13 protein-coding genes are annotated in these 10889 nt (G+C 64.1%); 4 read left to right on the plus strand and 9 right to left on the minus strand.

Annotation, left to right across the window (positions count from 1 at the left end; all coding sequences use genetic code 11):
* Positions 1 to 491: ATP-binding cassette domain-containing protein (locus tag RMO81_RS03540; RefSeq protein WP_310474362.1), on the plus strand; the 491-nt coding region annotated here is incomplete at its 5' end.
* 91 nt (positions 492 to 582) lie between these two features.
* Here RMO81_RS03540 and RMO81_RS03545 read toward each other — a convergent pair.
* From RMO81_RS03545 to RMO81_RS03565, 5 genes are all read right to left on the minus strand, one after another.
* The gene (locus tag RMO81_RS03545) at positions 583 to 1347 is read right to left on the minus strand and encodes an SDR family NAD(P)-dependent oxidoreductase (protein WP_310474363.1); all 765 of its coding nucleotides are present in this window, start codon (positions 1345 to 1347) and stop codon (positions 583 to 585) included.
* Between the two features lie 302 nt (positions 1348 to 1649).
* The gene (locus tag RMO81_RS03550; protein WP_310474364.1) at positions 1650 to 2072 is read right to left on the minus strand and encodes a biopolymer transporter ExbD; all 423 of its coding nucleotides are present in this window, start codon (positions 2070 to 2072) and stop codon (positions 1650 to 1652) included.
* A gap of 57 nt (positions 2073 to 2129) precedes the next feature.
* The gene (locus RMO81_RS03555) at positions 2130 to 2603 is read right to left on the minus strand and encodes a biopolymer transporter ExbD (RefSeq protein WP_310474365.1); all 474 of its coding nucleotides are present in this window, start codon (positions 2601 to 2603) and stop codon (positions 2130 to 2132) included.
* Between the two features lie 32 nt (positions 2604 to 2635).
* A complete protein-coding gene (locus RMO81_RS03560) occupies positions 2636 to 3361 on the minus strand; it encodes a MotA/TolQ/ExbB proton channel family protein (protein WP_310474366.1) in 726 nt (241 codons plus the stop codon).
* A 64-nt stretch (positions 3362 to 3425) separates the two neighbouring features.
* Positions 3426 to 4052 (minus strand): energy transducer TonB, encoded by a 627-nt coding sequence (locus tag RMO81_RS03565; RefSeq protein WP_310474367.1) that lies wholly within the window; start codon positions 4050 to 4052, stop codon positions 3426 to 3428.
* A 291-nt stretch (positions 4053 to 4343) separates the two neighbouring features.
* Between RMO81_RS03565 and RMO81_RS03570 the strand changes: the two genes are divergently transcribed.
* Positions 4344 to 5159, plus strand: coding sequence for a hypothetical protein (locus tag RMO81_RS03570; protein ID WP_310474368.1), 816 nt, complete (start codon positions 4344 to 4346; stop codon positions 5157 to 5159).
* On the opposite strand, the gene RMO81_RS03575 is transcribed toward RMO81_RS03570, so the two are convergent.
* From RMO81_RS03575 to RMO81_RS03585, 3 genes are read right to left on the minus strand one after another with little or no spacing between them, the layout of a single operon-like run.
* A complete protein-coding gene (locus RMO81_RS03575; protein ID WP_310474369.1) occupies positions 5156 to 5581 on the minus strand; it encodes a dihydroneopterin aldolase in 426 nt (141 codons plus the stop codon). The genes RMO81_RS03570 and RMO81_RS03575 overlap by 4 nt on opposite strands.
* Positions 5581 to 6354 carry an SDR family oxidoreductase gene (locus RMO81_RS03580; RefSeq protein WP_310474370.1) on the minus strand — a complete coding sequence of 258 codons (774 nt, stop codon included), beginning with the start codon at positions 6352 to 6354 and terminating at the stop codon, positions 5581 to 5583. Before RMO81_RS03580 ends, RMO81_RS03575 begins: the two co-directional genes overlap by 1 nt.
* Positions 6355 to 6400: 46 nt before the next feature.
* Positions 6401 to 7651, minus strand: coding sequence for an ectonucleotide pyrophosphatase/phosphodiesterase (locus RMO81_RS03585; RefSeq protein WP_310474371.1), 1251 nt, complete (start codon positions 7649 to 7651; stop codon positions 6401 to 6403).
* An 81-nt stretch (positions 7652 to 7732) separates the two neighbouring features.
* Between RMO81_RS03585 and uvrC the strand changes: the two genes are divergently transcribed.
* On the plus strand, positions 7733 to 9649 hold the full coding sequence (gene uvrC / locus RMO81_RS03590) for an excinuclease ABC subunit UvrC (RefSeq protein WP_310474372.1): 1917 nt from the start codon (positions 7733 to 7735) through the stop codon (positions 9647 to 9649).
* Positions 9650 to 9667: 18 nt separating this feature from the next.
* A complete protein-coding gene (locus RMO81_RS03595) occupies positions 9668 to 10354 on the plus strand; it encodes a glutathione S-transferase N-terminal domain-containing protein (protein ID WP_310474373.1) in 687 nt (228 codons plus the stop codon).
* 3 nt (positions 10355 to 10357) lie between these two features.
* Here RMO81_RS03595 and RMO81_RS03600 read toward each other — a convergent pair whose 3' ends face one another.
* On the minus strand, positions 10358 to 10732 hold the full coding sequence (locus RMO81_RS03600) for a hypothetical protein (protein ID WP_310474374.1): 375 nt from the start codon (positions 10730 to 10732) through the stop codon (positions 10358 to 10360).
* Positions 10733 to 10889: the final 157 nt, after the last annotated feature.

Raw genomic sequence — 10889 nt, forward strand, 5'->3', positions numbered from 1 at the left:
TGCCGCAGGAAACCGTGATCTTTGCCACCAGCGCACTGGAAAACATCCGCTATGGCCGGCCCGAGGCAACGGAGGCAGAAGTCTGGGCCGCCGCCGAAGCCGCGCACGCCGATATCTTCCTGAAGGAACTACCCGAAGGCATCCACAGCTTCCTTGGTGAAAGCGGCACGCGGCTTTCCGGCGGCCAGCGCCAGCGCGTCGCCATTGCCCGCGCCATCCTGCGCAATGCCCCGATCCTGCTGCTGGACGAAGCCACCAGCGCGCTCGACGCCGAAAGCGAACAACTGGTGCAGGGCGCGCTCGACGAGCTGATGAAGCACCGCACCACACTGGTCATCGCCCACCGCCTTGCCACCGTGCGCAATGCCGATCGTATCGTGGTGATGGACAAGGGTCGCATCGTCGCCGAAGGCACCCACGACAGCCTGATGGCCGGCGGCGGGCTGTATGCGCGGCTGGCACGGCTGCAATTCGATCAGATCGCCGCCTAATCCCCTCTCCCCTTGCGGGAGAGGGCGACTCGCGCACCAGCGCGGCGGGGTGAGGGGTTCGCGCCGGTGGTGGTCAGCAGGCGGCGGCAGCTTATTGCGCGGTAAAGCCGCCATCCACCACCAGTTCGGCGCCGGTGATGAAGCTGGCATCGTCGCTGGCGAGGAAGGCGATGGCATCGGCGATCTCGCGCGGCACGCCAAAGCGGCCGATGGGGTGGGCAGTCATCAGGGCTACCCGCATCTCGTTGCCGTCTTCGCGGTCGGCCAGCGCATTGCTCACCATCGGCGTGTCGATGAAACCGGGATGCACGCTGTTCACCCTGATGCCCAACGGCGCCCATTCCAGTGCCGCTGCCTTGGTCAGCAGGGTGACGCCGCCCTTTGACGCACAGTAAGCCGCCGCGCCGGCCATGCCGACCTTGCCGAGGATGGAGCTGAGGTTGATGACGCTGCCGCCGCCAGACGCCGCAATGCGCGGGCCAGCGTGGCGCAAGCCCAGGAACACGCCATCCAGGTTGACCGCCAGGATCTGCCGCCAGGCATCATAGCTGTGGTCCATCAGGTCGTGGCGGCCACCGGCCACCCCGGCGTTGTTCACCAATATGTCGAGCCGGCCAAAATCCTGCACCGCATGTTCGACGGCCGCAGCCCAATCGGGATGGCTGGTCACATCGTGCAATCGAAAGGCGGCATGGCCGCCGGCGCTGACGATGCTGGCAGCGACGTCCTCACCGGCAAGGTCGCGGTCGGTGAGCAGCACTTTGGCGCCGTCCTTGGCCAGTCGCCGGGCGGTTGCCGCGCCCAATCCTGATGCCGCGCCCGTCACCAGCGCCACCTTGCCTGCCAATCGTGCCATGGTTCGTTCCTCCCTGTGAAATAGGGAGGGTAAGGTGGAACCGGGCCTGCGTCTCCCCTCCCCTTCAGGGGAGGGGTTGGGGGTGGGGTTTGGCCAGCGGCGAGGCACGGCACTTGCGGCCGCGGCCGGCGGCAAAGCCGCCGAGTCCGCTGGGGGGCATCAAAGAAGCGAAGAAAGAGCGCGGCGGAGCCACGCCGTCGGACGAGTCAAAAAGGGCGGCCCTGCGGGGCCGCCCTTTTCGCTCGCCGTTCGATCTTGCCGGGCATGCAAATAGCTTGCGCTATTTGCATGCCCGGCGGCGATCAGTTCGCGTAGGCTTCATTCCCGACAAAACCCATCTTCTCGATGCCAGCCTGCTGCGCCGCAGCCATCACCTGATCGACGATGACGTACTTGGCTTCAGCTTCCGGGCGCATGCGCAACTCCGGCTGTTCCGGCATGGCCGATGCCTGCTTCAGGTAACCCTTCAGCGTGGGCATATCGACCTCGGTCTTGTTCCAATACATGTTCCCGAGGAAATCGATGTCGATCTGGTTGAACACCGGATCAACATTGCTCGGGTTCGGATTCGGCGGCGGCAGGTCCAGCTTCACAGCGTGGGTCTGCACCGGGATGGTGATGATGAACATGATGAGCAGAACAAGCATGACGTCGATCAACGGCGTCGTGTTCATTTCCACCATCGGGTTGTCGTCACCACCCTCTTTACCAACTGCCATGGACATTGGCCAAACTCCCGTTATCAGCCGGGCCGGCAAACTGCCGGCCCTGGCGAGTAATGATCAATCGCGCGTCACGAAGCCTGGAACCGGTTCCGAGATGAAACCAACCTTCAGGAACCCGGCCCGCTGCATGGTGAAGACAACCCCACCAACGCAGCGATAGGCCACATCCTTGTCACCGCGGATGTGCACTTCAGGCAGTTCGATCTTGCCGCCAAGTTTTTCCTGGCGGGCAATCTCGTCCTTCAGGGCCTTCACACCGCGATCAAGCAGTTCCTGCTTCGTGTCGACCCGCGTCTGGCTCCAATAGGTGTCGCAGTTCCCATCCACCGAGATCAGCACGTTTTCCGGCTTGGTGGTGGTGGGAAGGTTGGTCACCGTAGGCAGCGTCAGCGGCACGGTCTGGATAACAACCGGCACCGTGATCAGGAAGATGATGAGGAGAACCAACATGACGTCGACGAGCGGCGTCGTGTTGATCTCGTTCATCGGCGCGTTCTCGTCCGACGTGTCCTTGCCGATACTCATTGCCATCGGTCTATCTCCCTATGCGGCGATCAGACCGATTACTTCTTGACGGCAGGAGCAGCGGCGGCCGGAGCAGCAGCAAGCGGGCGCTGGATGCGGGCACCGGACACCAGGGCACCATGCACGTCAGACGTGAAGTTGCTGAGGCGGGTAGCGATTTCCTTGTTGCGGCTGATCAGCCAGTTGTAGCCGAGCACGGCGGGCACGGCCACGGCCAGACCCAGCGCGGTCATGATCAGCGCTTCACCGACCGGGCCAGCGACCTTGTCGATCGAAGCCTGGCCAGCAAGGCCGATGTTGATCAGAGCGCGATAGATGCCGACGACGGTGCCGAACAGGCCGACGAACGGCGAGGTCGAACCGACCGAGGCGAGGAACGAGAAGCCGGTGGTCAGCTTGCCGTTGATCAGGCCGACCGAACGGTTCAGCGCCATCGTCACCCACTCGTGCTGATCGATCTTGTCGGTCAGGCGACCTTCGTGGTGATCCGAAGCGCGCAGGCCGTCATCAACGATCTGGCGGAACGGCGAGTTCTTGTCGAGCTTCGAAGCGCCGGTCTTCAGGTCGCTGGCGGTCCAGAATTTCTTTTCCAGTTCCATGGCTTCGGCCATGACCTTACGCTGATCAAGGAACTTGGTGATGATGATGAACCAGCTGTAGAGCGACATGAACACCAGCAGGCCAAACACGGACCAGGCAATGATGCCACCCTGTTCAAGCGCGGCCATCAAGCCATAAGGATTTTCAGCATTTTCGGTCTGCATTTTCTTTTTCCCTCGTTATCGTGTTGACGGGCTGGCGCGGGGCCTGAACCCTGTTTGCTTCAGATCAGTTGGTCAGGCGCCAGCGCACCGGCTGGGTCTTGCGTTCGGGGACGGCCTGGCCGTCACGCGTGGCCGGATTGAACCGGAAACGCCGCATGATGATCGAGCAGGTCGCATCATCAAGACGCTTGAAGCCGCTGCCTTGCACAACTTCGCATTGGGACACGCGGCCATCGGTGCCGACCACGTAGGACACGCGGGTCACACCTTCTTCTTCGGCAGCACGCGAGGCGCTGGGATAATCATCATCCGAGAAGGCGTTGCCGCGGCCCTTGGGCGTTGCGGGCTGCGGTGCCACAGCGGGCGGTGCCGGTGGGGCCGGCGGTGCCGGCGCGGACACGACGGGCGGATCAGGGCGCGAAATGGTCGACTGCGTCGTGATCGAATTCGTCGGCGCGTCCGAAGCCACCGAAACTTCGGGCGGCGGCACGTACGGCGGAATTTCGATTTCCTTCGGCGGCGGTGGTGGCGGCTCGTCTGGTGGCGGTGCCTCTTCCTTCACGTTCACCGCTTCAAGCGGTTCAACGATCTTTTTCACCACCGAAATGGCGAAACCGGAAATGATGGCATAGCCAAGCAGAATGTGCAGAACGACCACACCGCCCAGAGCGATCTGTCGGTTCTTGGTCATCCCAGGTGCATCCATGTACGACATGGCTGGTGTGGCACTCCCTCAAAAACTGAGGAACGCCGCGAGCAGAGGACCCCCCTCAAACCCTGCGTCGAACCTTCGAAACATTTCTGTAGCCTCAAGCCGCGCGGCGCCGCAACCAGCTTTTTGCCACAATCCCGCCGAATTCTGTGTCTCTACGTTGTTTCCCACCCCAATATTCTTGCTTTGTTCACTGTCGACGGGCCGGAAATGGCACCACTCTGCCACTGCGGGTTGCCGGCACGGGCCGCACGCCGTTACGATGGCGCCATGCTCCGACCGATTCTGTCCATCTGTCTGATTCTGGCTGCGATTGCCCCGGCCGCCGCGCAGGCTCCCGCGTCGCCTTCGGCACCGGACGACCGCCTGACCAGCTTTGCCGATACCGCAGAATTGGCCCTTGCCGCGCCCTTGATCGTGCGCGCCACCATTTCCCGCGCCAATCGGCTGACGGGCAAGGCCGCACCCGATGTCGCGCCGGGCCGAACACGGTTTTTGATGACAGCCAGCGTGTCAAACGTGCTGGTTGCCCCCGGCACCACGGGCGGCACCTTGCAGTATCTGCGGGACGCTCCATTGGATGCGCGCGGCCGTCCGCCTGCAGTCAAGGGACTGGAGGTATTGGTTTTTTTGACCGCGCCGGGCGCCGATGGCAGCGCTCGTCTGGTCTCGCGGCGGGCCCAGCAGGCCTGGGATTCGGCGCTGGCCGATACGGTGCGCGCCGTCGTGGCCGAACAGCGATCGGGCCAAGTGCCGATAATCCGTGGTGTTTCCAATGGCTTCCGTGCCGATGGTACGGTGCCGGGCGAAAGCGAGAGCCAATTTTTCCTCACCACTGCCGATGGCAAACCCGCGACTCTGGTGGTGCAGAATCGCCCCGGCGAAGTGCGGCGGGTGCTCGTGGCCCGCGGCGACATCATCGACGAATCGGCTGAACGCGTGCGGCCAGGCACCCTGCTCTGGTATCGGCTGGCCTGTTTCCTGCCCGCCCGGTTGCCTGCCGCTGCCGGCGGCGACGATGCCGCTCTTGCCAAGGACTGGCGCGACGCGCTCGCCAGTCTTGGCCCTTGCGGCAAAACGAATTAGAAGCTCGACAGCTCCACACCGACGGCCTTGCAATCGGGATAGACGTCGGGTTTGCGGGTCGACACCTTCAAGCCAACCACGCCAGCGCGCGCTGCGACCAGATCGTAAATGGCGTGCACCACGGTTTCCTGCAGGTTGAAACGGCGGCCCTGCACCAGCCCCAACACGGCGTTGCGCAGGAAATCATAATCCCAGGCCTGGGCAACCGTATCGCAGCGCGGGAAATGCGCATCGTCCACCCACACTTCGATATTGAGGCGCAGGGTTTGCGGGCTGCCCACTTCAAAGGCGTGAAAGCCGATATCCACCGGCAGATCGAAATCTTCGAGGAACAGCTTGCGGGTGCGGGGCGCCAGGGAGCGCGGCACCATGCCGGGCGCCATGGGTTCGATGAAGGTGGGCGGTGGAACGCTGTCGGGCATTAGAAATCTACCATGTGAGCAACGTCGCGCGGCAGGCCCAGCAGGCGTTGCCCGCCATCAAGGACGATGGTTTGCGCGTTGTAGGTGGGGGTGGCGATGATGAAACGCAGGGCCGTGATGATATCTTCGACCGTTACCCCGCGCCGCAGGGGGTTCATGTCGTGCACGGCTTCGAAATTCTCGCGGGATTGCGGCCCGGATACCAAGGTGACCGCCGGCGCGATGCCCACACAGCGCAACTGCGGTGCATAGGAGCGCGCGGTCAGCTCGGTCAGCCCTTCAAAACCGATTTTTGACAGCGTGTAGGTGAAATAGTCCGGATTGAGGCTGGCCAACTTGGCATCGAGCAGGTTTACCACCAGCGCCGGCCCATCCGCAGCATCGCCCAGTTCAGCGGGCAGCGCGGCGGCAAAGGCCCGGGTGAGCAGCGCCGGCGCGCGCAGGTTCACCGCCATGTGCTGATCAAAGCTGTCGGCGCTGAAATTCTCGATCCGATCATAATCGAACCGGCTGGCGCTGTTCACCAGCAGGCGGGCCGGCGGCAGGCCGGCACAGGCCGCCATGATGACATCGGCCGCGCCCGGATCAGCCAGATCGGCGGCCACAACGCTGGCGTGCGGCAGGCTGGCGGCGAGCGCCGCAGCCTCGGCGCGGCTGCGGTTGCAGTGGATCAGCACGTGCCAGCCATCGGCGGCCAGCGCGCGGGTGATGGCGCCGCCAATGCGCTTGGCACCGCCGGTGATGATGGCTGTCTGTGTCGGTTGCGCCGTCATGATGGGCGCCGCCTAAGCCTTTGCGGGGGCCGGTGCAACGTGCAGTTCAGCGCAGGGCCCTGCGCGCAATCCGATCAGTGCCGTCGGTGGCCATCGCCGGCAGACCCAGCAGCCGCAGCAGCACTGGGTGGACATCGACATTGTCAAACGCTGGCAGCATTACCCCCGAATGAAAGGCCGGGCCGGCGGCAACAAAGCTGGCAGCCATGTCGGGATGGGCCGGATCATAGCCATGCATGCCGCCCAGCGGACGCTGCGCCATGCCGGCTGGTGGCGGGCCGAGCCATATCATCCAGCCGGATTCGGCAATGCAGATGATTGCCGGCACCCGGCGGTGGCGACCATAGTGCAGGCCGGCGGGCAGATCGGCCTTGTCGTGGCAGGCCATGTGCGGGTGTGGTTTCAGCAGGGCTGCCTGCATGGCGGCGTCCTGCCCCGGCTGTGGGTTCAAACCGGCCACAGCGCCGCCGGTCACCCATTCCACCTTGGCCGGATCGATCAGCGTATCGAGCAAGATACGGCGCTGGTCGCTCACCTGCGCCATGCCGTGATCGGCAACGACGATGATGTTGGCATCGATGCCGCGCTGCTGCAGCGCTGCCAGCAGCCGGCCGATCTGGGCATCAACCTTGGCCACGGCGGCATTCACTTGCGGCGAATCCGGGCCAAATTCATGGCCGTCATGATCGACCGTATCGAAATAGAGCGTGGCAAAACCGAGGGGTGGCCGATTTTGGGGCCGTTCATCCAGCCAGGCCAGCAGCTGATCGACGCGGCTGGGTTCCGGCATTGCACCATCGAACTTCAGCCAGCGATGGGGGCGCACGCCGCGCACCGGCGCTTCGCTGCCCGGCCAGAACATGGTGGCCGTGGGGATACCGGCCTTTTCGGCGGTCACCCAGATGGGTTCGGCATCATTCCACCACCTTGCATCTTCGACGGCGCTGCGAATGCCCATCGAAAACGCGCCAAGTTCGGCATCGCGCATGGTGTTGTTGACCACACCGTGGCGATCAGGGCGCAGCCCGGTGACCAGCGTGTAGTGATTGGGGAAGGTGACCGACGGAAAACTGGGCCGCATGGCGCTGGTGGTGACACCGCGCGCCGCCAGCGCGTTCAGGTTGGGGGTGATCCCGCGCCGCAGATAATCGGCGCGCAGGCCATCCACCGAAATCAGGATGACCGGGTGCGGCGGCCGTTTCGTGGCCACGGCTACGGCGGGCACCGGCGGCGGTGTATTGGCACAAGCGGTCAACAACAGGGCAAGGCCAGCGATCAGGCAGCGGAGAATCGTCATGGCCGATTCGATAACAGGCCTGTGCGGATTTGCCATGACGGGTTTGCCATCACGTGGGCCCGGGGCTATCGGCGGAGCGACATGACCGACACGCCTGACCGTTTCTCGGAAGAAGCGCAAACCTATACGGTGCGCGGCACGGAGGCGCCCGATCTTGATCTGGGTGTCGCCACCATCCGCCGCGTGGTGAAGACCCTGCCGCTGAAGCCCGGCGTGTATCGCATGATCGATGCCAGCGGCGATGTTCTGTATGTTGGCAAGGCGCGCACGCTGAAGAGCCGCGTGACCAACTATACCCAGGTAACCCGCCTGCCCCGCCGCCTGCAACGCATGGTGTCGCAAACCCGCAGCATGGAAATCGTCACCACCAACAGCGAGGCCGAAGCGCTGCTGCTGGAGGCGCAGCTGATCAAGCGTTACCGCCCGGCGTACAATGTGCTGCTGCGCGACGACAAGAGTTTCCCCTTCATCCTGCTACGCTCCGAGCATGGTTTCCCGCGCATTTCCAAGCATCGCGGCGCGCGGGTGGCCAAGGGCAGTTATTATGGCCCGTTCGCCAGCGCCGGCGCGGTCAACGCCACGCTGAATGCGCTGCAGAAGGTGTTCTTGCTCAGGAGTTGCACGGACAGTTTCTTCGCCAACCGTGATCGGCCCTGCCTGCTGTATCAGATCAAGCGCTGCTCCGCCCCATGCGTGAGCCGTATCGACGCGACCGCCTATGCCGAACTGGTGGAAGACGCCAAGGGCTTCCTGTCAGGCCGCACGCAGGAAGCGCAGAAGAAACTGGCCGGGGCGATGAGCACCGCCGCCGAAGCCATGGATTTCGAAACGGCGGCGGTGCTGCGGGATCGGTTGAAGGCGCTGACCTTCATCCAGGGCAGCCAGGCCATCAACGCTGAAGGGGCGACGAGCGATGCCGACGTGATCGCCATGGCCACCGATGGCAGCGCCATGTGCGTGCAGATCTTCTTCATCCGCGGCGGCCAGAATTGGGGCCACCGCAGCTTCTTCCCCGGCCACACCGAAGGCGTGGACGAAGCCGAAGTGTTGCAGAGCTTCCTCGCCCAGCTGTACGAGGAACTGCCGCCGCCCAAGGAGCTGCTGCTCGATCGCACACTGCCGGAAGCCGAACTGCTGGCGCTGGCGCTGAGCGAAAAGGCCGGGCGCAAGGTCAGCCTGCGCCATGCCCAGCGCGGGCCGGCGAAGCGGCTGGTGGAACAGGCGCAGCGCAATGCGGAAGAGGCGATCCAGCGCCGCCGCGCCGAGACGACAACGCAAGGCAAACTGCTGCGCGAACTGGCCGACGTGTTCGAACTGGATGCGCCGCCCAGCCGCATCGAGGTTTACGACAACAGCCACATCCAGGGCAGCAATGCGCTGGGCGCAATGGTGGTGGCCGGGCCGGAAGGCTTCATGAAGGGCCAGTATCGCAAGTTCAACATGAAAGACGAAAGCATCACGCCGGGCGATGATTTCGCCATGATGAAGGCGATGCTGCACCGGCGCTTTGCCCGGCTGGAAGCCGAAGATCCGGACAAGGAGAGCGGCAACTGGCCCGATCTGTGCCTGATCGACGGCGGCAAGGGCCAGGTATCGGCGGTGATGAGTGCACTGGCCGAACTGGGCGTGGATGTGCCGATCGTTGGCGTCGCCAAGGGACCAGACCGCAACGCCGGGCGCGAGACATTCTATCTGCCGACGGGCCGCGAATTCACCCTGCCGCCGAATGCGCCGGTGATGTTCTTCCTGCAGCGCCTGCGTGACGAAGCGCATCGGTTCGCCATCGGCGCGCACCGCGCCAAACGGGCAAAATCCCTGACTCAAAGCCCGCTCGACGAAGTGCCCGGCATCGGCCCGGCCCGCAAAAAGGCGCTGCTGATGCATTTCGGCACCAGCCGCGCCGTGAAGGGCGCCACGCTGGACGATCTGGAACGGGCGCCCGGCATTTCCAGCCAGATGGCGCTGGCGATCTGGCAGCACTTCCACCCGAACGGGTGAACGGCTAGGCTGCTATCCATGAGCCTGATCCTTTTCACTGCGCCGACGCCCGATGGCTATAAAGTGTCGATTGCGCTGGAAGAGCTGGGGCTGGCCTATCAGGTGCGCACGCTCGATCTGGCCAAGGGCGAGCAGAAGCAGGCCGATTTCCTGAAACTGAACCCCAATGGCAAGGTGCCGGCGCTGATCGACGATGGTTTTGCCGTTATGGAATCGGGGGCGATCATGGTCTGGCTGGCGGAAAAATCCGGGCAATTGCTGCCCGCCGAGCCCCGCGCCCGCTCCGAAGTGCTGCAATGGCTGATGCTGCAAGTGGGCGGGCTGGGTCCGATGATGGGCCAGGCCAATTTGTTCGGGCATTTCTGGCCGGAAAAATTGCCCGCTGTACAGACCCGCTATCTGGGCGAGGTCAAACGCCTGTTCGCCATTCTCGATGCGCGGCTGGAAACCCGCGACTATCTGGCCGGCGATTACAGCATCGCCGATATCGCGCATTTCTGCTGGGTGCGCACCGCCGGCTGGACCGGAGTGGACATCGCCCACTTCCCGCACCTGTCGCGCTGGATCGAGCGCATCGCCGCCCGCCCCGCCGTGCAGCGCGGCCTGAAGGTGCCGGATGTGTCGCCCGTGAAAGACAGCGGCGACAACAGCGACTTTATCGCCCGCACCCGCAAGCTGCTTGGGTTGGGCCCCAGAGAGGCCTGAGCCTCAAGCCTCGCTGTTCCATGGCTGTTCGACCCACAGTATCAGCGGCCAAACCAGCACGATGAAGATGAAACTGCCCGTGACACCCCACGGCAGCGCCTCTCCGGCGCGCCACGCGGGCCAGGCAAACAGGACCAGCCACAGCGACTTGTAGATGATCTGGATGGCCAGCACCGGCCACAAAGGTCGCGGCCAAACGAGACCGGCGAGTGATGCCAGCAGGATCGCCAGCCACATCGAAAGCACCATCAAGCGGACTGCCGGCACATCGCTGGCCGAGCCGAATATCGCACGCAGGCCGCCATCGCGGGCCGTGAGCATCGTGGCGCACACCGGCACCAGGATCAGGAGATTGATGGCAAAAGCAGCGCGAAGCATGGAAGGTTTTTGAGCGAGACTCGAAAGACACGCAAGCGCCAGAATGCCGCACGTTGATCAGCGCGAGAAGCCAATCAGCACCGCCCCAGCACACACCACCAGCGCCCCAGCCCAGCGGCGCGGCGTCACCGTCTCCTTCAGCAGCAGCGCCGCCAGC

This window comes from Sandarakinorhabdus sp. (assembly GCF_031422795.1).
Lineage (GTDB): Bacteria > Pseudomonadota > Alphaproteobacteria > Sphingomonadales > Sphingomonadaceae > Sandarakinorhabdus.